Genomic DNA, 22,178 nt, shown 5'->3' with positions numbered 1-22,178 from the left:
TTTTACATTTTTTACATAAATATGTAATTTATAAAAATGGAATTAAAATTCTTTGACAATTCACATATTGTGATATAGAATATTTTTGATAGAAGACTATAAAGAATTCTATTTAAAAAAACAGATTTCTTTTAAACAAAAGGAGGAAAACTATGAAAGATAAACGTAATTTTCGTGCGATTCAAGCACAACGCTTTTTACGATATAGTATTCGTAAGTTCAGTGTAGGGGTAGCAAGTGTTGCCATTGCATCTGGATTAGCAGTATTAGGTGGGGTAAATGTTCAAGCTGCTGAAGAAGCAACTGCAACAACTCCAACTACAGAAGCAGTAGAAACTGCTAATAAAGATAACAAACAAGTAGTTGAGAAAGTTGATAAATCAGGCTTAACTTCAGCCATTGCTCGTTTAGAAGCAGCTTTAGAAAAAGCAGCATCAACTGAAAAAACGACTTCAGCAATTGAGTCTGCAAAAGCAGAATTAGCAAATGCAAAAACTGTATCTGCAAATGAAGCTGCAACAAAAGAAGAAGTAGCAAAAGCTACATCAGCAGTAAACGGAAAAGCTTTCGTTGTTGAAAGTATGCCAAAAGCAACTGCGGACAAGAAAGAAGAAAAAGAGAATAAAAACCAAGATTCACGTAATGGTCAAGCGATTCCTGGGCAAGGTGAAAGTGGATTTAGAGCAGTAGATACAACTGCAGCTAACTCAGCAGAAGAAGCAACTAAATACAAGGGTATTAGAGATGCTGCTTTAACTGAATTACAAGCTAATATTGCTAAAGTTCAAGCTAAACTTGATGCTGAAAAAGCAAAAGATGCGAATAAAAAAGACCAAGCTAAAATTGATACTTACACAAAAATTATTGAAAAAGCTAATGCCGTAGTAACGAAAGCAAATGCTGCAGATGCAACATCAGCTCAAGCAATGAGCCAACAAGCTGAAGCTGTTAAATCTGAACGTGACTTATTAGCATTCTATTTAGCAGAGAAAACTGAATTAGGCGCTCCAGTTAGTGAAAACCATGTTGCTTATGGTAACAATCCAACTAATGGTGTATTTGAAAGCTTGAAAGAAGGTTTTGGAGACAAAGTAACTTTCACTGATGCAGACAAAAAATCAGAAACAATTGCTAAACAATACGAAAGTGGACGTGATATTACTAATAAAGTAAACAATAAACCTGATGCAAAAGATCCAATTGGTAGTGCAACATATAACTGGCAAGAAAAAGCTATTACAAAAGCTGACGCAGAAGCTGGAATGTTAAATGGATGGAAAATTGAAAAAGGGGACAAAGTTAATGCGGTTAAACCACTTGATGTAACAAATGTTACAGATAAAGATGGACAACCAAGTACACGTGAAGTTCCAAAATCAAAAATCTATTCAAACGATGGAGAATTGAAAAAATACCAAACATCAGGTGAAAATAGTTATGTAAATGGTAGTGGTGCTGTTCCTTCAGTAACACCTACTATTGATGTAATGAGAACGAATGCATTTGGTGAAGTTAAAAATCGTGATTACTACCTAGAATTAGGAAGCAAAGGAACAACTCTTTCTAAAGAGTACGATGTGAATGGAAATTCTCGTCTAAACGTTAACTTAATTCACAGTGCTGCATACGGAGGAACTACATCTACTTCAGCAGGTGAAAGAGTTAAATTAACAATCGTAGATGCATTTACTGGTAAAGAAATCAAACCAGTTGAAGGTAAAAATGGTCCTTTAGCAACAGAACAAGGTGCTTTAGCAGCTAATGGATGGAACCACTTAGACCGTATTTATGATATTCCAGCAGAAACTACAAAAATTAAAGTGTTAATTGAAGCAGGAAGCCAAGGAACAAATACTTTAATTAATGATAACAACATTAATATTAAAGATGGTTACTTAATTGGCGGTATTGGTATTGCAACTTCACCAGCTGCTGAAGTATTAACAAACGTTCGTTCAGATGGTAAAAAAGGTGAATATGGTTATACAAAAGATACAATCTACGATAAAGGTCAAAAAGGTAACTTTGACATTACAATTAAAAACACAGGTGGAATGAATATTGACTACTATTCTGCATCAAATGTTGAAGTAACAGTAGAAGTTCCTAAAGGTGTAGTATTAGAAGATAAAATCTACAATGCAAATGGTGGAGCAAACTGGTTAGGAAATGTTTGGGCAAATACGATCAAATGGGTTCCAAATGATCCAAGTGATAACTCAAAAGGTGGAAAATTAACTTATAACGTACCAGCAGGAAACCGTATGGCTGCTGCAGAGACAAACTCTCGTACAACAAGTATTCCATTTACAGCTGCAGATAACTTCGTAGGACCAGCTGACTTTAAAGTAACAGTTAAGAGTGGTTTCGGAGACACAGATGCAGAAGGTAACAGACTGTACTCATATACTGCAAATGGATTAAAACCTCCATATGAAAATGAATTTAACCGTAATGGTTTAGCAGATTCAGATAATCCTGATTACAAATATGGTAAAGTAATCTTTATCAATAGTTTACAAACTAACTCAGTAATTACAGTACCAATTAACACGAACGATGATCAATTAAAAGCAATTGCTTATGCGCAAGCTCAAAAAGCGATTAAATCTCCAGAATTTACAAAATTATTAACAGACGTTACTGGTACAGCTGCATTAGGTGACACTAATGGTTCTACTGTTGTTAATAAAGATGATATCGCAATTACGAAAGTTGCTGAAGATGGACGTGGTGTTGTTAAAGTACCTGTAACTTATACAGTAGATGGTAAAACTTATGAAACAACAGTTGATATCGAAGTAAACGTTGTAGAATCTAAGACAAAACCTATTGTAGTATTTGAAGGTGATGAAATTACACCAGCAAACGTTAAAGAAAAAGTTGAACCAGTTACAATCGATGGAAACAAAGGTACAGCTAATGAACCAAAAGCAACTGATATCTTTAAAACTGATGGAAAAGCTGGAGAGTCAGGATTAAAAATTCCAACAACAGTTACTCACAATGTAGATGGAACTCCAGTTACAGAAGATGTAACAGTACCAGTTACGGTTCTTCCTAGAACAGAAGGTGAAGTTGATGTACCTAAAGGATCTACTCCGGATAAAGTTAAAGAAACTCTGAAAGCTAAAGCAGAAGAGTTAATTAAAACTCCTGACTTCCCTGAAAAAGTACCAGATGGATATACAGTTACTGTAGGAGAAGTTCCTGAAATTCCTGCTGATATTGCTAATAAAAAAGGTGAACCAGTAGTTGTAAAAGTTCCAGTAACATTTACATCACCAGATGGCACAACTTATACTTCAGAAATCCCAGTAACAGTAAATGTGAAAGGTTCAGATGTTAAACCTGTATATGTAGTGGAAGGAAACCAACCAAAACCAGCTGATGTTAACGAAGCAGTTACACCTGATAAAGGTGGAGACTTAACTCCTGTAACTGAAGCTGACATCAATAAAGATGTACCTACAGATAAAGTTAAAGTAGGAGCAACAGATTTAGCAGTTAAAGCAACGGTTAAATACCCAACTGGTGACGAAACAGTTAATGTACCAGTGAAAGTTGTGAAAGGATATCCACAATTAGTGGCAGTAAGTGAAGATAAAAAACAACCTTCACCAGAAGATAATATTGATACTTCAGACTATCCAAATGATGCAACATATGAATACAAAGAAGAAGTAGATACAACTGCACCTGGAGATAAGAAAGTAACAGTAGTTGTTAAACAAGGGGATAAAGTACTAGTAGAAGTACCAGCAACAGTACGTGTAGTAGACAGCACACCACAATTTGTTGTTGCAGATCCTAAGAAACCACAACCAGATGTTAAACAAAGCATTACTCCAGATGAATATCCAGAAGGAACTACATTTGAATATAAACAACCAGTTGATACAACAACAGCAGGTGAAAAAGAAGTAACAGTTGTAGCGAAATTAGATGGAAAAACAATTGTAGAAGTACCAGCTAAAGTAATGGTAGTAGATCCTAAGACACAATATGTGTTCGAAAAAGATCCAAGTAAAGATATTAATCCAGAGAAGAGTATTGATCCAGAACAATACCCAGAAGGAACTACATTCTCTTATAAAGAACCAGTTGATACAACAACACCAGGAGACAAGAAAGTAACAGTAGTAGCTAAAGATGGTGAAGACAAACTTGTAGAAGTACCTGCAGTAGTTAAGGTATTACCATTAGTGAAACCAGAAGGACTAACAGTTCTTAAAGGAAGCGAAAAATTAGAAGATGCAGTTAAAGCAAAAGCTCAAGAAGTAGTAGCTGCATTACCAAAAGATAAAGTTCCAGCAGGTGTAACTGTAAAAGTTAAAGAAGTTAAAGCAGGAACTACACCAACAACAGCTGAAGTAACTGAAACAGGTAAACCAAAACCAGCAACAGTAGTTATTGAATATACTGATGATAAAGGAAACGTTATTGGAACAAAAGAAGTAGAAGTACCAGTAACAGTCGTTGGATCAACACCTAAATCAGTAGTCGTATTTGAAGGCGAAACACCAAAATTAGACAAAGATTCAGTAACACCAGGTGAAGGTGGAACAGTTGGAGAACCAACAACATTACCAGATACAAAAGGAAAAGCTGGAGCTACAGATGTAACAGTAGAAGTACCAGTAACTTATGACAATGGAAAAGTAACTGAGAAAGTAAAAGTTCCAGTAACAGTATTACCAAAACCAACAGCAGGTTCAGTAATTGTACCAAAAGACCTTTCAGAAAAAGAATTAAAAGATAAAGTTGGTAAAGATGCAGAAAATGCAATCAACAACGAAGAATTCAAGAAAAAACTTCCTGAAGGAGCAACTGTTAAAGTTGATTTAACAAATGTTACATTACCAAAAACTTCAACACCAGGAAAAGCTGGAGAAGTAGAAGTGCCAGTAATTTACACTGTAAATGGTAAAGAGTACAAAACAACTGTTAAAGTACCAGTAACTGTAGTAGAAGGTAAAGAACAACTTGTACCGAAAGGTGACAAACCAGATCCAAAAGATAACATCACACCAGGAAATTACCCAGAAGGTGCTACATTCGAATACGATACACCAGTAGATACTTCTAAACCAGGTAAAAAAGAAGCTGTTGTTATTGTTAAGGATAAAGATGGTAAAGAAATTGTACGAGTTCCTGTAGTAGTTAATGTGGTAGAACCAAAAGTTACACCAATTATCGTTCCAGAAAGAACTAAATTAACTAAAGAAGATGTAAAAAAACACATTGAAATTCCAGGAGTAACTGGATGGAAAATCGTAGGGGAACCAGATCTTCCTGAAACATTCCCTGCAGGTGTAAGACCATCAGCAACAGTTACGGTTGAATTACCAAACGGTAAAACAATTAAAATACAAGTACCAGTAATTGCTACACCTACTACAACTCCAATCGTTGTACCACAAGGAACACCGATTACTGAAGAGGATGTTAAGAAACACATTGATATTCCTAAAGAATCAGAATGGAAAATTGTTAAAGTTGGAGAAATTCCAACAACTGAAACACCTGGAGAAAAAACAGCTGTTAAAGTGAAGGTAAAATTACCAAATGGAGAAGAGTTTGAAGTAGAAGTACCAGTAACAGTTACACCAAAAGATTCATTAATTCCTCAAACAGAACCATCACCAGCAACACCAGCACCACAAGTGAATAAAGTGGTAACTCATTTTGTGGATGAAAATGGTAAAGATATCACTTCACCTGAAGAAGGATTGAAAGATCCTAAAGCTCTTGAAGGATATGTGTTCGATAAAACAACAACAGATAAGAATGGTTCAGTAATCCACCACTATAAGAAAGCAACTGCACCAACACCTCAACCTGTTGAACCAACAACACCAGGACAAGCAGAAAAACCTGCAACTCCTGCACAACCAGCAACTTCAGCAAATGCTCAAGCAACATCTCAAGCACAGGCTTCAGTTGCAAAACAAGAATTACCAAATACAGGTATGGCTGAAATGAATGTCTTTACTCCAGCCGTGTTAGCAATCTTAGGTGGATTAGGATTAGCAGCACCAGCATTAACAAAGAAAAAAGACGAAGAATAATCATTAAAAGTATGAACTAAATAATGATGAGAGAAGACTGAAACTAAGTGTTTCAGTCTTTTTTTGCGTTGGAAACTGTATTCGTTGACTATGTGCAATAGGTATCATATACTTTGATTGAGAGAAAAATTGAATGTTTATATATTAATAAGAAAAGAGGGATAACAATGACTGAACACCAACTAGAAACAAGCGGAAAAGAAGTTGTAAAAGTACATGTGGAATATAAAGATAAAGATGGCAATGTTTATTCAATCAATGACGTAGAAGTACCGGTAGAAGCAAGTCTTAAAAATACAGAAGATATAACATTAAACTCTGAAGAAACAAATACTGTATTCAGCCCAGAAGTATTAAAGATTCTAAAAGGAGTAGGACTTTCGGAACATCAAGAAAATTAAATATCAACAGTAAAAAAGTAGTTGGATTCGTTCAAAGAGTTCAACTACTTTTTTCGTAATTAATCCGAATTTTCAAATGAATGAAAACTGTAAAAACTTTTTGAAAGCATGTGAAAGTTAAGAGTCAAAATCTTTTAATTTCTTGTAAAATATGGTAAGATAGTGAGGCAGTATCTCTATCAATATAGGAGATAAGGAGACCTACATGACAACATTTACACAAGTTTTTAGATTAATCATGACCCTAGCGATGATTATCCTAGCTTATTGGTCATTACAGTGTATAAATTTAGAAAAAATCATATTAAAAAATCGAATTGAACAAGCAAGACTATTTATGATGTTAGTCGCACTTTTTTTAGGAGTAGGTGCTTCTAGTGCAATTTTTTCGATATCCGATTTAATTAATTCAATTATTCAATTCATTACGAGTAAGTAACCTTGGAGGTTTGGAACATGGAAAAGATGATTGTACAAGGTGGTACACGTCTAAATGGAACGGTAAAAGTAGAGGGAGCAAAAAATGCTGTGCTTCCAATTTTAGCAGCGAGTATTTTAGCGGAGTATGGGGTAACACATTTAACAAATGTACCGAATTTATCGGATGTACATACGATGCTAGCAGTATTAAATAGTTTAAATGTCACTAGTACATTTGATGAAGAGGAAAAAGCCATTACTCTAAATGCAACAAAAGATGTTCAAACAACGGCAGCATTTGAATTTGTGAGTAAAATGCGTGCGTCAATCGTTGTAATGGGTCCTCTTTTAGCTAGATTTGGGCATGCTCGTGTCGCAATGCCAGGTGGTTGTGCGATTGGGACTCGTCCGATTGATTTGCATTTAAAAGGTTTTGAAGCAATGGGTGCAACCATTACCCAAGCAGATGGCTATGTAGAAGCACATGCGGATCAATTAGTGGGTGCAAGAATTTATATGGATTTCCCATCAGTTGGAGCAACTCAAAACTTAATGATGGCAGCAACATTAGCGAAAGGTACGACTTTATTAGAAAATGTAGCAAGAGAGCCTGAAATTGTTGATTTAGCTAATATTTTAAATAAAATGGGTGCGAAAATTATTGGTGCGGGTACTGAGAATATTCGTATCGAAGGTGTAGATCATTTAGAAGGAACAATTCACTCAATTATTCCTGATAGAATTGAAGCAGGAACATTTATGGTTGCTGCAGCTGTTACTGGGGGAGATGTTTTTGTTGAAGATGCGATTGCAGAACATAATCAACCATTAATTTCTAAATTATCTGAAATGGGTGTTCAATTTATTGAGGAAGAAAATGGAATTCGTGTAATTGGACCAGAAACTTTAAAACCAACAGATGTGAAGACATTACCACATCCTGGATTCCCAACAGATATGCAAGCACAAATGACAATTGTTCAATTACTAGCTTCAGGTGTGAGCACAATGACAGAAACAGTGTTTGAAAATCGTTTCAATCATTTGGAAGAATTACGCCGTATGAATGCAGAGTTTAAGATTGAAGGTAGAACTGCAGTGATGAATCAAGAATCACAATTACAAGGTGCTCAAGTAAAAGCAACGGATTTACGTGCAGCAGCTGCCTTAATTATTGCTGGTATGGTGGCAAAAGGTTACACACGTGTAACTGAGTTAAAATACTTAGATCGTGGATATTATCAATTCCATCATAAACTACGTGCATTAGGCGCAAATATCGAACGTGTTCATGAAGATGATGCAACACCATTCACAACAGTAGAATTAGAAAAGATGTTAAATCGTTAAAGAGATATTAGCCGAATGATTCGTACAAGAATCCTCGGCTAATTTTCATTTAATCGACCAAGCTTTTGCTTGACTTAAATAGAAATCTCTGTTAAACTATTCATGTTGTAATTGTGAAGCACCACAGCTACAACCGCTCGGATTAGAGTACAAAAGACCGGAATCGGCACTTTAAACTGGCGAGTCTTAGTCTAAAATATAGGAGGTGCAATATGTACGCAATCGTAAAAACTGGTGGTAAACAAGTTAAAGTTGAAGTTGGTCAAGCAATCTACGTTGAAAAATTAAACGCAGAAGCTGGCGACAAAGTGACTTTCGAAGAAGTAGTATTTGTAGGTGGAGAAAACGTTAAAGTTGGTGCTCCATTCGTAGCAGGTGCAACTGTTGAAGGAACTGTTGAAAAACAAGGTCGTCAAAAGAAAGTTGTAACTTTCAAATACAAACGTCGTAAAGACTCTCACCGTAAACAAGGTCACCGTCAACCTTATACAAAAGTTGTGATTAACGCAATCAACGCTTAATTTTGACGATGATACGAGTAACGTTTCATAAAAAAGACCACGAATTAGTTTCTTTTGAAATGACAGGTCATGCTGGCTTTGGCGAGTATGGTGAAGACATTGTTTGTGCAGGCGTTTCTGCATTAGCAATTACGACTGTCAATAGTATCGAGAAGCTAGCAGGCTATCAACCGATTGTTGACGTTGATGAAGTCGAAGGTGGGTATTTATATTTCGAAGTTGTGCGAGATGTAACAAAAGTTCAAGCTCAAACAACACAAATTTTATTAAATAGTCTATTACTAGGGTTAGAAGGAATTCAAGAAGAATATCCTAATTATCTAACCATTCAAGTTGATTAACCTATCAAGGAGGTGCACTCTCATGTTAAAAGTGAATTTACAATTATTTGCCCACAAAAAAGGGGGCGGTTCTACATCAAACGGACGTGACTCTCAATCAAAACGTTTAGGTGCTAAACGTGCTGATGGACAATTTGTTACAGGTGGTTCAATTTTATTCCGCCAACGTGGAACTAAAATCCATCCAGGTCACAATGTTGGAATCGGTGGAGATGACACATTATTCGCTAAAGTTGATGGCGTAGTACGTTTCGAACGTAAAGGCCGTGACAAAAAACAAGTATCTGTTTACCCAGTAGCAGCTGCTGAATAATATGGAATTTGCGGAGGCAGGACTTTGTCCTGTCTCTTATTTTTTATCTGAAAGGAGGAGTTTGATGGAACAGGAAAATAAAGAAATTCGTAGTTTTGAAAAATTATGGGAGGCTGTTCAAGTTCTCCAAAAAGCAATTGAGTATTCGTATGTTGAGGCATTAGGAGAAACTTTGCAAAATATTGCTTCAGGAAATCAAGCGCAACAAGTAGAAGGGCAACCAGATGCAGCAACCATCGCACAATTAAATGAAGCTTATCAAGAACTAGCATTACAAAGCTTTACAAAAGAACAAATTCGTCGCATGATTCAATATACTTTCTTGAAAGCTGCAAAGGAAGATGGATTACAAACGAATCATCAAATGACACCTGATTCAATTGGATTATTAGTGGCATTTATGGTGGAACGTTTAACAGAAAATAAAGACACACTTTTACTTGCTGATTTTGCTTGTGGAAGTGGGAATTTATTAAGTACCGTTCAGCTCTTTTTAGAAGAAAGTGGAAAAACAATTCAGACGACTGCAATTGATAATGATGAAGTGTTAGTGCATTTAGCGCTGCAATCTTTTGCCTTAGAAAGTTTAGAGGTACGTGTGATGTTGCAAGATGGATTAAGTGATTTATTAGTCGATCCAATCGATATTGCGTTATCCGACTTACCAGTTGGGTATTATCCTGTCGATGAACGAGCAAAAGAGTTTAAAACTCATGCAAAAGAGGGACATTCTTATGCACACCATTTATTGATTGAACAACATTTGAATTATTTAAAATCAGGCGGTTTTGGATTGATGATTGTGCCAACAAATTTATTTGAAACAGAAGAAAGTGTGTCATTATTAGAACATTTACAAAAGGAATCCTTTGTTCAAGCGATGCTCGCTTTCCCTAAGACATTATTCAAAAACCAACAATATAGTAAGTCGCTACTTATTTTCCAGAAAAAAGGAAAAGGTGCAAAACAAGCACGTCAAGTATTGTTAGGCGATATCCCGGATATGAAAAATATCGATAAGTTCAGACAATTTACACAAACATTTGAAAAATGGGCGAAAGAACTTTCGTAGACAGTGTAGGACTAAAAAGTTAAGAATAGATATATACTTTGATATTTTATTTTCTGTAGAACCAAGGATTTATTATTTCAATCTGTACTTAGTTATGCTAAAATAAATGAGGTACGAGAAATACTGAATGATGAAACTTTTAAAGGGAAATTGTACAGTGTTTTTCACAAAAAGTAGAACATTATCACACAAAGGAGACAGATTATGTCAAAATCAATCGCGATTAATGCCGGAAGTTCAAGCTTGAAATTCCAATTATTTAACATGCCTCAAGAAGAAGTTGTGGCAAAAGGATTAGTAGAACGTATTGGATTAGAAAATTCAATCTTTTCAATCAGCTACGGAGATGATCAAAAATATGAAGTGGTAGAAGATATTCCTAACCACGAAGTAGCCGTAGAAAAATTATTAGAGCAATTAGTAGCATTAAACATTATTGCTTCATTTGATGAAATTACTGGTGTTGGACACCGTGTAGTTGCTGGGGGAGAAATCTTCAAAGATTCAGCTTTAGTAGACGATACAGTTATCCAACAAGTAGAAGATTTAGCAGAATTTGCTCCATTACACAATAAAGCAGAAGCTATCGGAATGCGTGCATTCAAACATATCTTACCAGATATTACAAGTGTTGCTGTATTCGATACTTCATTCCATACAACAATGCCTAAAAAAGCATACTTATACAGTGTGCCATTAGAATACTATAAACAATTCAAAGCACGTAAATACGGAGCACACGGAACTAGCCACCGTTATGTTTCACACCGTGCAGCTGAATTATTAGGCAAACCAATTAAAGAATTAAAAATCATTACATGTCACTTAGGAAACGGTGCTTCAATTACAGCCGTTGATGGCGGTAAATCAGTAGATACATCTATGGGATTCACTCCATTAGCAGGGGTTACAATGGGTACTCGTTCAGGAGATATCGATGCTTCATTAGTAGGATTCTTAATGAACAAATTAAACATTACAGATATCAATGAAATGGTTGATATTTTAAATAAAAAATCTGGTTTATTAGGATTATCAGGTTTATCAAGCGATATGCGTGATATTGACAATGCTTCAGCAACTAACGAAGATGCTAAAGTAGCAATGGAAATCTTTGTGGATCGTGTTCAAAAATACATTGGTCAATATATTGCCGTAATGAATGGTGTAGATGCGATTGTATTTACTGCAGGTATCGGTGAAAACTCAATTAAAATCCGTGACTTAATTATTAGCGGAATTACATGGTTCGGATGTGATATTGACAAAGAACGTAACAACACTCGTTCAGAAGCAATTATTTCATCAGACAATGCGAAAGTAACAGTATTAAACATTCCAACAAACGAAGAAGTAGAAATCGCAAGAGACATCGAACGTCTACGTAAAAGTTAAGATGTGAGAAAAAGCGAAAAGAGGCTTAACAGCAATGTTAAGCCTCTTTTTTGTGTACTTATATATATCAACATGATTAACATTCTACAAAATGCTTCAAGACTTCTTCCCAAGTTTTTGCATCTGTTTCACCTGGAGATACTTTATTAATATATTCTAAAATAATAGGAATAAAAAATTGGCAAAAACGAGTAATAGACAGTTGTTCCTTAGTAGAAGAATCATGAATCGGATAATGTTGAAAGAAGTGCATATTAAATTCTTTGTTGCTGTTCAAAAGTGAATCGAAAGTTTGAGTATTCAGAATAGCGGTGGAATATTTATAAGGCAAAATAATTTCTAATGATTGATCAAAGTATAAATGAAGAGTGTCTCCGACCTTTTGTTTATCAATGCAATGATGATAGCCACACCAATGGTGATGGTCTGAAAAAGTATAAATCGGAAAATAAAGAAAGTCATCAAAACAATAAGGAATCTTTTTACGAATGTTAGAAAATTTTTTCGTTATTTCCTTGGCGAGAGTGTAAGAGATAGGGGTGTTTTCTTGTAATAAATCGAATAGTTGAGAGGTTGTTTGGCGCGTAATATACCATTGACCAGAACGGGTGACAATGATGCTGTTACAGTCGGTTCGAGGGTCATCGCTAATATCGTACAGCAAAACAATATCTCGAGTAATTTCAGGAACTTGATGTTGTACACAAGTTTCGAAAATACTAGCATCACAACTACGATTGAAATTAATAACAATGTTTGACATTATAATTACCTCCCAATACTTTTTTCTTTTATTGTATACCAAAATCGGTAAAAAATAAATTAAAAAGTGAAAAATATCACAAGTTTTAAGAAAAATATATTAATTTAAGGGAAAATTTATGAAATTTTAGAATTTACATTTAAAAAGAATGAAGACGAATTTTGTTTTAATGAGTTATTTATCGTACAGTTTTAGTAACAAGATCTTGTAAAAACGATAAAGGAGATAGGAGTATGGAGTATTGGGAAATGCCAGCAGAATGGAGTGAAGAATATCTTCAAACATTTGAACCAGTTTTATATTCTGTGTTAAGAGGTTACCATGTTTCAAATACGAATTCAGAATATCAAGACTTACTACAATTAGGAAGAATTCTAATATTAGAAACTTTTCAAAGATTAGGAGGGAATCCTTTAGAAGAGCAACGGTATATTTATGCATCTTATATTAAACGAGGATTTACATGGATTTGTTTACGAGAATTTTCAAAAGAAAATCAGCAAAAGATGCGAGAATGTAGTGATGAAAGTTTGGAATTTATGCTAGGAAGCGATAGTGATATTCAAGGTCAATTGGAGACGAGTGAAGAATTAGGAAAACTGTACGAATTACTAACTCCAAGACAGAAGAAAACATTGGAGTTGTTCCTTGAACAATCAGATTCTATTAAAGAATTGGCTGAACTTGAAGGACGTTGCAAGAGTAAATATTATCGGGATCGACAAGCGATTCAAAAGAAATATCAACAATGGATTAAAGGAGGGAATTTAAATGGTTGAAAAAATCAATGAAACATTAATGGAAAATAGTGGACGCTTAGTAGGGGTGGAGTTTGTAGTCATTCATAATGATGCAGGATATATGACACCAACTGAGTATATTGAATGGTTGAGATACCGTGAAAAATCTTTAGGAATTGCCCATTATTATTGTAATCGAGATACGATTGTGCGAGTAGTGGATACGTATAATATTGCTTATCATACTGGAGATTGGTGGAGTAATATTCGCTCGATTGGATATGAAATCTGTGAAAGTATGAAAGTCACAGATGAAGAATTTTTACAAAATGAAGATATTACTCTAATGCAAGCTACGGAAGATTTACTTTATTATGGGTTACCAATTACAGCAGATACGGTAAGGCTACATCATGAGTTTGTGCCTACTTCATGCCCTCATAGAAGCTTAGCCTTACATGGAGGAACAACTGAAAGTGTGAAAGACTATTTTATTACTCGAATGACTGAGTTGGCAGAGTTGGGAAGTACAGTAGAGGAAATGTTAGCTACAATTGGAAATGGGACAGAAGAAAATGACGATATGTCCAATAATGAAGAAAACTCTCCTGGGGAAGAAAAGCCATCGACTGAGAAAACTAATGAAGAGATCGCAGATGAAGTCATTCTTGGGTTATGGGGAAATGGAGAAGAGAGAAAACAACGCTTAGAAGAAGACGGTTATGACTATGATGCCATTCAAGAAATCGTTAATATTAAATTAAGTGAATAGGGGTAAAATTGATCCATCATTTTCTTTTTATAGTGTAGGAAGTCATGACACTACAAAAAACAAACAGGAGGAAAAAGAAAATGGCAAAAGTATTTCAAAAATCAACATTAGAGGTATTTCATATGGATGAGGAAAGAGGAAAAGCAAAACGAATTAAAAGTTTACCAAATCTTGTTGAAACAGCAGATGAAGAAGCAGTAAAAGAAATTGGGGATGCTTTAAAAACATTGATGAAAGAAACAGTTAGCTATGTAACGGTTGTATCTCATTATCGTCATACAATTGGATAATTAAGAAAAGGAGTGAAAAAATATGACAACAACAAAAGAATTAAAACTAGTTTTTAAAAATGCAGATGGAAAACATAAAAATTTGGTGATTGCTAAGCCAGCAGAAAATTTAGATGAAGCAACTGTCAAAGGTGCAATGCAGAAAATCGTTAACACACATGCTTTTGAAAAAGCAGGCAAGAAAGAGTTTGAAGGAGTTGTATCTGCAGCGTATGTAGACCGTACCGTAACTCAAGTATTCAAAGATGAAAAATAGTTAAATAAATAGTAACGCTAAAAGAAGTCGAAGGGATAACTCTTGGGCTTCTTTTTTATTATACATAGTAAGGAAGAAAAGAAATACATTTAATCTTTGGAAAATAATCTTAAAAATACTTTATAAAATATGAATGTTAGATTGACATATTCATATAATTATTCTTCGGACTTTTTTAGTAAGAAAGTCGGTATTTTTGGAATAACCATGAGATTTGTATAAAAAAATACATAAACAAGAAAAAATCTTTATCCATTATATATTTTTCCTATATCAAACGAAAAAAAATAATTTATATCTCTTATTAAAAAAATGCTTTGTTTTTATAGGAATTTCTGATAGAATGTGAAGATGCAGATAGTGTATTTGCAGTGTGTTCGGACAGTGTTAAAAAATATAATTATGATTTATTCAGAAAGGAAAAAGTTATGAGAAATAAACGTAAAAAATCGTTTAATTGGTATGGATTAAGACAACGTTTCTCAATTCGTAAATATCATTTCGGTGCAGCAAGTGTTTTAATTGGTACAGCATTAGTATTTGCTGGCGGGCAAACTGCTCAAGCTAATGAACAAGCTTCTTCAGAGCCTTCTTCTGCATTAGTAAAGGATAAGACCGAAGGTAATGGAACTGTTGGTAAAACAGAATCTAATCAGAAAACGGTTGCAGAAAAGCCGATTCCAACAGAAAAGGAGACGGAAACAACAGCTGCAGCAACTCCAGCAGTGGAATCAACTTCAGTAAAACCTGAAGCAACGACTAAAGAAAATTCTACTCCAGTAGTAGAAAAGCCAGAATTAGTTGTTCCAGAAACAGCAGGAGAAGTGGTAGAAAAACCAATTGAAACTCCAAAAGAAAAAGCAGAAGAAAAAATTGAAGAGAAAGCTAAGGAAGACACTAAAAAAGATTCTAAAGAAGACTCTGAGAAAAAAGAAGCTGCTAAAGAAGTAGAAAAAGCAAAAGAAGACTTAGAAAAAGCAGTGAATGAAGCAAAAGCTTTAAATACTTCTGCATTATCTTACGCAGAAAAATCTGTTCAAGATGAAAAAGCGAAAGATGCTTTAATTCAAGCAATTGAAAATGCTAAAAAAGCCATTGAAAAAGCAAATGAATTATCAACATCAAAAACTGTGACAGCTGAAGAATTAAATAAACAACGTTCAGAAGTGAATAATGCTTTAGAAGCTGTTTATACAGCAATGAAAGCAGCAGGACATGATGAAAAAGTTTCTGCAGTGTTGGCAGATCCAGCAGGTAGTACTATAAACATTAGCAACCCGATTAATAAAGTTGTTGTAAATAATGTAGGAGATATTACTGAGGAAGAAGCGCGTGCGATTGAAAAAGAAATCCGTACAGCAAATCCAACTTTAACTGCTGATGATAAGATTGAAGTTAAACGAAAAGGTAACACAGGTGCAGCCGTAGCAACTGTAACATTGGCTAATGGTAAGGTAGATCAAAATGGTAGTAAAACATATGATTTTGCTATTGGTGATGTAGCTTATGGTTCAGCTGGTGAGAAAAACTATAGTCAACTTCGTGAAGCAATTAACTGGTTTGACTTCGCTACTGCGTCTATTACATATGCTGATGGAACAAAAGTAGGGGCTGTTGAATACGTTAATAATCCGGCTATGGTTGATTTCACTAGTTCAAAAGGACGTCAAGAACGTGGACGTTTTACAATGGTTCGTACCGTTCTTGAGTCGACTACACACCCCGAGTTAGTAGGTAAGAAAACGAATGATCCTGCATTTTTAGCATCTGGATTAGCTAAATATACTTTGTGGAAAACATATAATGATGTAAAAAATGAAGTACAAAACAACCAATCTAGTGGACGAGGAAATAATGAAATATTCGAAGTTCTTCAAGAAGGAATGCGTTTCGATGTTCCAACTAAGGTAAAAGGTTATACATTAAGTGCTACAGTAAGTTCACTTTCTCGTAAAAAAGTTACAACAGAAACATATACTCTAAATAAAGCTAATGGTGAACCTGAGAATATTAATAGAAGTCCAGTTGATGGTGTTGTTCAACGTGAAGATGTTATTGTAACAAGACAAGATCCAAACTGGAGTCATTTACGATTAGCAGGGTTCGAAACTAAATATGAAGATTCAAATGGGGTAACTCGTGAACGATTAACTGCGTTCGCTCCAGCTTATGATGGTGGTAACGTTGGGGTTAAGTTCCAATTGTCAGCAACATATAATGGTCGTCCAGTAGCGGTTAATGCTATTGCAGTTGATTCAGAAGATTTAAGTGTGGCGGAGTTCACTCAGTTCGAATCTGATGGTACACCTTGGGAAGAATTCATGCGTTTGAATAAAAATAAAACAAACTCAAAAGGTTTATTCCCTAATAGAGAAGGTAATGGTAACTTTTTAAATACTTTCGATAGAAAAACAAATGCTCCGTTGTCTACAGGTTATAAACTTTCTGAATGGACGAATAAAACAGAAACAGGTTATGGAAGTCAATTATTTGGACCTTTTGATTCTGGTGTTAATAATGGATACGATCTTCCTATAGGTCTATCTCAAAATGTTGAAAATTTAGGTGTTTACATTAATGCCAATGGTAGCCAATCAGCAACTGTAGGTTTCGTTATTTATGATGGAGGGGATGCACCAGCCTCTTATGGTTCTGCACAACACATTATCGGTAACTTTAATAAAGATAAAAATGGAACGCAAGTAACTGCGACACAGCCATATTTAGGGGATGTTCCTGCAGATACAGATTTCCGTACAACAATTGCTGAGCCAAATGGTGCCTGGGTACTAGATGACTTAGTAAACTCAGAAGATTATAAAGAAGTTAGTCTTGTTAGTGGGACAACTCAAGTTACAAACTCTAAAGGTCAATCAGGAACATACTTATTAGATGGTAAAAACCCAGTAATTCGTATGGCCGATGGAACACAAGTAGCGATTAAAAATGGTGAAATTCTATCAACAGCTAATACATTAGCGGGCGGGGATGGTTTACCAATTAAAGGGTTATATAATCAAGCAACACGTGGACTTGGTGTAGGTAACTTACCTGATGAAGGTGAAGGACAACTTCTTGACCCAGCAGTAGCAACTAAATATACACTACGTCATGCAAGTGAAAATGAATATATCTTAAAAGGTATCAAAGTTAACCGTGGTGTTAATAATGATGTGGCTTATGTTCGTGGATGGGTTGACTTTAACGGGAATGGTAAATTCGACCTTTATGAATCATCTGAATTAGTGACTGCTAATGCTGATGGGACTTATGACATTACATTCAAAAATACACCACAATTATTAAACACATCAGTAGATAATCTTGGTGTTCGTTTACGTGTTTCTGTAGATAAGAATGACTTAAGACTGCCTACAGGATTAGCATCTTCAGGGGAAGTGGAAGATTTCGTTGCTAACGTTATTCACCAACCTCGAGGAACACGTCAAGAAACAAAAGATTACCAAGGCAAGAAACAAGAAGTGAATCTCCCAACCAATGCTATGTTTACTGCAAGTGGTAAAACAATTGAATCTAACTATAAACAATGGGCGCAAATTGATGATAATACAGCACCTAAGATGGTATTAAATGATACAGTTGTTAAATCTGAAGAACCAACAGGTAAAACTGTTGAGGTGAAAGATCAACTAAGTCAAACAATTTACAATGGTACTGAGGTAGTTGTTAAAGATGCGAGAGGAAATACTCTTGGTACAGCTGTTAAAGTATTGAATAAATTAACAGGTAAAACAGAATACTACTTATCTGAATATACTGAATATGATACAGCTGGAAACAAAGTTGGGGTTTATAAACTAAATGAAGGTTCTGCGGAAAATAAAAATACTAAACAAGGTAGTTTGAGTTTTACAAAAATTACTTTTGAACCAGAAAAAGGGTTTGTAGGTACAGCTAAAGGGGTAGCTATCCGTGCATGGGACAATAATGGAAGTCACACTGGATGGGAAGCTACAGAAGATACTATTAGAGAATCTTTAACAAGTACTACTTTAGCAGAAAAAGATAAGGTTTTAGAAAATGTAAACAACGGAAATAACGGTGCCAAATCTATGGATACAAGTTATATTCCGACAGTTATTGACGTTCGTCCAGTAGGAGAAGATACAACTACAGAAGACATTCAAGGAAAACCACAATCATCTAACCCTACAATTCCAACAAAAGGAACAGTTGAAACTGTAACAAATGAATCTGTTGAAACTTCTAAACGAGTTGATATTTTAAATACAACTGCGAAACCAACTTTTGCAACTAGAAAAGAAATTCCAGGTAAATTATATACAAAAGATACAACTGTCGATAAGGAAACAACTGTTACACTAACAGATGGAACAACAGTCACTTATAAACCAGCAGATAAAATTCCAGCAGGAACTAAGTTAGGTAATGTTTCATCACCAGTTGCTGTTAATGGTACAGGAAATGTAACTGTAAGTAATGCAAGATTCACAACAGGGTCAGTACCAGCAGGTTCGGTATTAGAAGGAGCTTTACCAACAGCAACAGAGGACACGACAGTAATCCGTAATGGGGCTAATGTAGTTGTACCAGCAGGAAGTAAACTACAAGTAGGTGATGAACTTGTTACACCACTTAAAATAGTAGGTGGAGCTCAAATTACAACATGGAAAACTACTTTTGCTAAAGGAGATACGATCCCAGCAGGAACTCAAACAAGATTTGAAGGGACTCTTGTGAATGAAACTTCTGCAGATCAATTAGTTCCAAAAGGTGAAAGTATTACAATGAATGGAACTACTTATACTGCTAATAATGATGTGATTCCAAAAGGAACGCGTACAGCTGCTACTTACGAAGATTTAATGAATGTTACTCTTCCAGATGCGGTTCACATTGATCCAGAAACAGGTGCGGTTGAGACCGTACATCGTCGTTATACTAAAGTAACTGATATAGAAATCGTTATTGAAAATGAAGGTACGTACACATTAAACCAAGATACTGGCGAAATTACATTTACACCACATCCTAAATTTGTAGGAAAAGGAACTGGAGTAACAAAACAACAACCAGACCTTGACTATAACAATAAAGTAGATGGGGATCCTGTGACTAGTCAGTATGGTACAGACTACGGTAAAGCTACGTATACACCAATCGTTAACCCACAGTCAAAAGCATCAATTACTCGTACAATTCATTATGTATACGAAAATGCTGATGATAACCCTTCAAGTCAAGATTCATATAAAGATAATGATCCAATCCTAGCAATCGATAACACACCGGTTACTCGTACACAAACGATTGATTATACTCGTGATTACAAGATTTTCTCTGAAGCAGGTGCAACCTCTACAGAATTAGTAACTGCAAATCAAGTTACAGATGCAACAGGACATGTTTACAATGTTGGAGATACGATTCCGGCGGGAACACAGTTCAACCAAGGTTCAATTATTATTGGTAAATGGACTGCTTCAAGTGATGAAAATTCTAAATTTAAAGAAGTTATCTCACCAACTGTTAAAGGATATACAGCAGAAGTAGTAACTGCTGACTTCACTCCTCGTGCAGATGGTAAGATGGGACACATCCATAACGGTAAGCAACCAGTAGGATTATATACTCCAGTTGCAGATAATACGAAAGATGTTGGAGCATACGAACCATTAGTATCAGAAGTTCGTGCGGACAACAAAGATGACTTTGATATGTATGTTGTTTACAAAGCTGATACTCAAAAAGCTAAAGTAACATACATCGACTTAGATGCAACAGGGGATGCTCGTATTCTTGAAGTTCAAAATGCTAATCCAGCCCCTGCAACAGGTGCAGATGCGAAAACAACTTATGATGTTACAACGCTTCAAGGTAAATCACATACAGCAATTCCTTATAAAACAGCTGAAACAATCAAAAAATATGAAGACCTTGGATATGAACTAGTCACAGATGATTATACAAATAACACTCAAGGTACAGCTATTGAGGGTGGACGCAAGTTTGATGATGATAAAGAAGTAGATCAAGCATTCAATGTTTACCTACGTCATAAGAAAGTTACTCGTAAAATTAAAGATACTCAAGAAGTAACACGTACAATTGAGTACAAATATGCAAGTACAGATGATGTACCAGCAGATAAACGTGGAACTACAGCGGCACCAACAGTGACTGAAACACTTCACTTTGAACGTGACCGTACAATCGACTACACATTAGCTGCGAAAGAATATCCTACAGAATACGCTGCTTATAAAGCGGTGTTAGATAAGAGTGGATATGATTCTCCAGAAGAATACAAAGCTCGTGTAGTTTACTACGACCACATTACAAATAAAGCAATCGCAGCAGATGCAACAGATGCTCAAAAATCAATCGTTACATTTGGACCATGGACTCCAGTAGGTGGAACATCTAACGATGCAATTACATTATCTGATGCGGAAAAAGCTAAAGATGATAAATTTAATAATGTTTCTTCACCAACGGTAGCAGGATACTTACCAGACAACGCTACTGTAGAAGCAACTGCAGCAATCGATGCAGAAGCAGATGACTACAAGATTACAGTACTTTACACTCCAGTGGCTCAAAAAGCTGTAGTTAAATTCGTAGAAGTAGATCCTACGAATACAGATAAAGTCATTACTCCAGGTCTTGCAGATTCAATCGCAGTTACAGGTAAATCAGAAGAAGCTTACCCAGCTACAACAGCAACATCAGTTGAAGCTAAAATTGCCGAATTGAAGAAAAAAGGTTACGAATTAGTAAATAACGGATTTGTTTCAACAGATAAATTCGATAAAGATGCTGCAGTTGATCAAGAATATGTAGTGAAATTCAAAGCTAAAGTAGTGGATATTCCATCATTTGATCCAACTAAACCATCAAGTAATGAAAATCCAAAACCAACTCCAGGTGTAACACCAATCGATCCAAATAATCCAGATGGACCAAAATGGACAGAAGAATTAATCAATGCTGTAAAAGTACAAGAAGAAGTAACACGTACAATTAAGTATGTATATGAAGACGGTACTCCAGTAGCAGAATCTGATTTAACAAGTGTAGCTGATAAGAAAGTCAAAACACTTAAATTCACACGTTCTGGTAAGATTAATGTAGCGACAGGAGAAATCACATACGGAGATTGGTCAGCTGATCAAACATTCGAAGCAGTAACTTCACCAGTATTAGAGAAATACACTGCGGCAGTTGCAGGTGTAACACCAACAACAGCAGATGTACCAGCTAAAACTGTAGCAGCTACAGATAAAGACTTCGAAGAAGTAGTAGTTTATAAAACTAAATTAATCACAGTTGATCCAAAAGCTCCAGGTTATAAAGAACCTAAGAAAGGTGAGCCAATTAATCCAAATGATCCAAATGGACCAAAATGGACTGATGAGTTACTAGCGAAATTGAAGAATACGGAAGAAGTAACACGTACAATTTCGTACACTTAATCAACAGAAGCAAGTG

General features: G+C 35.4%; 15 protein-coding genes and 1 other annotated feature. Of the genes, 14 read left to right on the top strand and 1 reads right to left on the bottom strand.

Translation table 11 applies throughout. The features are described 5' to 3' along the window. The first annotated feature begins 152 nt into the window (after nt 1-152). From HMPREF0446_RS07715 to HMPREF0446_RS07675, 9 genes are all read left to right on the top strand, one after another. Nucleotides 153-6,071 (top strand): Rib/alpha-like domain-containing protein, encoded by a 5,919-nt coding sequence (locus HMPREF0446_RS07715; protein ID WP_006703866.1) that lies wholly within the window; start codon nt 153-155, stop codon nt 6,069-6,071. 167 nt (nt 6,072-6,238) lie between these two features. Continuing rightward, nucleotides 6,239-6,472, top strand: a complete 234-nt coding sequence (locus HMPREF0446_RS07710; RefSeq protein ID WP_006703865.1) for a hypothetical protein — start codon at nt 6,239-6,241, stop codon at nt 6,470-6,472. A gap of 205 nt (nt 6,473-6,677) precedes the next feature. Then, on the top strand, nt 6,678-6,911 hold the full coding sequence (locus HMPREF0446_RS07705) for a DUF1146 domain-containing protein (protein ID WP_006703864.1): 234 nt from the start codon (nt 6,678-6,680) through the stop codon (nt 6,909-6,911). A 17-nt stretch (nt 6,912-6,928) separates the two neighbouring features. After that, nucleotides 6,929-8,242: a UDP-N-acetylglucosamine 1-carboxyvinyltransferase gene (gene murA / locus HMPREF0446_RS07700; protein WP_006703863.1), complete on the top strand. Its 1,314-nt coding sequence runs from the start codon at nt 6,929-6,931 to the stop codon at nt 8,240-8,242. 121 nt (nt 8,243-8,363) lie between these two features. Further along, nucleotides 8,364-8,439 (top strand) — a sequence feature (ribosomal protein L21 leader region). A 15-nt stretch (nt 8,440-8,454) separates the two neighbouring features. Beyond that, the gene (rplU, locus tag HMPREF0446_RS07695; protein ID WP_020991443.1) at nt 8,455-8,763 is read left to right on the top strand and encodes a 50S ribosomal protein L21; all 309 of its coding nucleotides are present in this window, start codon (nt 8,455-8,457) and stop codon (nt 8,761-8,763) included. Between the two features lie 8 nt (nt 8,764-8,771). Then, nucleotides 8,772-9,104 carry a ribosomal-processing cysteine protease Prp gene (locus HMPREF0446_RS07690; RefSeq protein WP_006703861.1) on the top strand — a complete coding sequence of 111 codons (333 nt, stop codon included), beginning with the start codon at nt 8,772-8,774 and terminating at the stop codon, nt 9,102-9,104. Between the two features lie 22 nt (nt 9,105-9,126). Continuing rightward, a complete protein-coding gene (gene rpmA, locus HMPREF0446_RS07685; protein ID WP_006703860.1) occupies nt 9,127-9,417 on the top strand; it encodes a 50S ribosomal protein L27 in 291 nt (96 codons plus the stop codon). 64 nt (nt 9,418-9,481) lie between these two features. After that, nucleotides 9,482-10,489 carry a class I SAM-dependent methyltransferase gene (locus HMPREF0446_RS07680; protein WP_006703859.1) on the top strand — a complete coding sequence of 336 codons (1,008 nt, stop codon included), beginning with the start codon at nt 9,482-9,484 and terminating at the stop codon, nt 10,487-10,489. Nucleotides 10,490-10,693: 204 nt separating this feature from the next. Beyond that, nucleotides 10,694-11,884: an acetate kinase gene (locus tag HMPREF0446_RS07675; RefSeq protein ID WP_006703858.1), complete on the top strand. Its 1,191-nt coding sequence runs from the start codon at nt 10,694-10,696 to the stop codon at nt 11,882-11,884. A 76-nt stretch (nt 11,885-11,960) separates the two neighbouring features. Here HMPREF0446_RS07675 and HMPREF0446_RS07670 read toward each other — a convergent pair whose 3' ends face one another. Continuing rightward, complete coding sequence (locus HMPREF0446_RS07670) at nt 11,961-12,647, bottom strand: hypothetical protein (protein WP_006703857.1); 687 nt, start codon at nt 12,645-12,647, stop codon at nt 11,961-11,963. Nucleotides 12,648-12,880: 233 nt separating this feature from the next. Here HMPREF0446_RS07670 and HMPREF0446_RS07665 point away from each other — a divergent pair, with 233 nt between their 5' ends. The 5 genes from HMPREF0446_RS07665 to HMPREF0446_RS08955 all read left to right on the top strand — a co-directional run bounded on the left by HMPREF0446_RS07665 (nt 12,881) and on the right by HMPREF0446_RS08955 (nt 22,162). Further along, nucleotides 12,881-13,426 (top strand): RNA polymerase sigma factor, encoded by a 546-nt coding sequence (locus HMPREF0446_RS07665; RefSeq protein ID WP_006703856.1) that lies wholly within the window; start codon nt 12,881-12,883, stop codon nt 13,424-13,426. Then, nucleotides 13,419-14,159 (top strand): N-acetylmuramoyl-L-alanine amidase, encoded by a 741-nt coding sequence (locus HMPREF0446_RS07660; protein ID WP_006703855.1) that lies wholly within the window; start codon nt 13,419-13,421, stop codon nt 14,157-14,159. The genes HMPREF0446_RS07665 and HMPREF0446_RS07660 overlap by 8 nt, the downstream gene beginning before the upstream one ends. An 80-nt stretch (nt 14,160-14,239) precedes the next feature. Then, entirely contained in the window at nt 14,240-14,449 is a 210-nt protein-coding gene (locus HMPREF0446_RS07655; protein WP_006703854.1) for a DUF1659 domain-containing protein, read from the top strand. A gap of 22 nt (nt 14,450-14,471) precedes the next feature. After that, complete coding sequence (locus HMPREF0446_RS07650) at nt 14,472-14,705, top strand: DUF2922 domain-containing protein (protein WP_006703853.1); 234 nt, start codon at nt 14,472-14,474, stop codon at nt 14,703-14,705. Between the two features lie 428 nt (nt 14,706-15,133). Next, nucleotides 15,134-22,162, top strand: a complete 7,029-nt coding sequence (locus tag HMPREF0446_RS08955) for a mucin-binding protein (RefSeq protein ID WP_020991442.1) — start codon at nt 15,134-15,136, stop codon at nt 22,160-22,162. The last annotated feature ends 16 nt before the right edge of the window (nt 22,163-22,178 follow it).

The sequence above is a fragment of the Granulicatella elegans ATCC 700633 genome (assembly GCF_000162475.2).
Taxonomy (GTDB): domain Bacteria; phylum Bacillota; class Bacilli; order Lactobacillales; family Aerococcaceae; genus Granulicatella; species Granulicatella elegans.
The sequence above is the reverse complement of the archived record's forward strand: the minus strand, read 5'-3'. Positions and strand labels throughout refer to the sequence as shown.

Bases quoted from the DNA above. Each gene is read 5' to 3' on its own strand.
- HMPREF0446_RS07715 (WP_006703866.1), top strand. From the start codon at position 153: ATGAAAGATAAACGTAATTTTCGTGCGATTCAAGCACAACGCTTTTTA.
- HMPREF0446_RS07710 (WP_006703865.1), top strand. From the start codon at position 6,239: ATGACTGAACACCAACTAGAAACAAGCGGAAAAGAAGTTGTAAAAGTA.
- HMPREF0446_RS07705 (WP_006703864.1), top strand. From the start codon at position 6,678: ATGACAACATTTACACAAGTTTTTAGATTAATCATGACCCTAGCGATG.
- murA (WP_006703863.1), top strand. From the start codon at position 6,929: ATGGAAAAGATGATTGTACAAGGTGGTACACGTCTAAATGGAACGGTA.
- rplU (WP_020991443.1), top strand. From the start codon at position 8,455: ATGTACGCAATCGTAAAAACTGGTGGTAAACAAGTTAAAGTTGAAGTT.
- HMPREF0446_RS07690 (WP_006703861.1), top strand. From the start codon at position 8,772: ATGATACGAGTAACGTTTCATAAAAAAGACCACGAATTAGTTTCTTTT.
- rpmA (WP_006703860.1), top strand. From the start codon at position 9,127: ATGTTAAAAGTGAATTTACAATTATTTGCCCACAAAAAAGGGGGCGGT.
- HMPREF0446_RS07680 (WP_006703859.1), top strand. From the start codon at position 9,482: ATGGAACAGGAAAATAAAGAAATTCGTAGTTTTGAAAAATTATGGGAG.
- HMPREF0446_RS07675 (WP_006703858.1), top strand. From the start codon at position 10,694: ATGTCAAAATCAATCGCGATTAATGCCGGAAGTTCAAGCTTGAAATTC.
- HMPREF0446_RS07670 (WP_006703857.1), bottom strand. From the start codon at position 12,647: ATGTCAAACATTGTTATTAATTTCAATCGTAGTTGTGATGCTAGTATT.
- HMPREF0446_RS07665 (WP_006703856.1), top strand. From the start codon at position 12,881: ATGGAGTATTGGGAAATGCCAGCAGAATGGAGTGAAGAATATCTTCAA.
- HMPREF0446_RS07660 (WP_006703855.1), top strand. From the start codon at position 13,419: ATGGTTGAAAAAATCAATGAAACATTAATGGAAAATAGTGGACGCTTA.
- HMPREF0446_RS07655 (WP_006703854.1), top strand. From the start codon at position 14,240: ATGGCAAAAGTATTTCAAAAATCAACATTAGAGGTATTTCATATGGAT.
- HMPREF0446_RS07650 (WP_006703853.1), top strand. From the start codon at position 14,472: ATGACAACAACAAAAGAATTAAAACTAGTTTTTAAAAATGCAGATGGA.
- HMPREF0446_RS08955 (WP_020991442.1), top strand. From the start codon at position 15,134: ATGAGAAATAAACGTAAAAAATCGTTTAATTGGTATGGATTAAGACAA.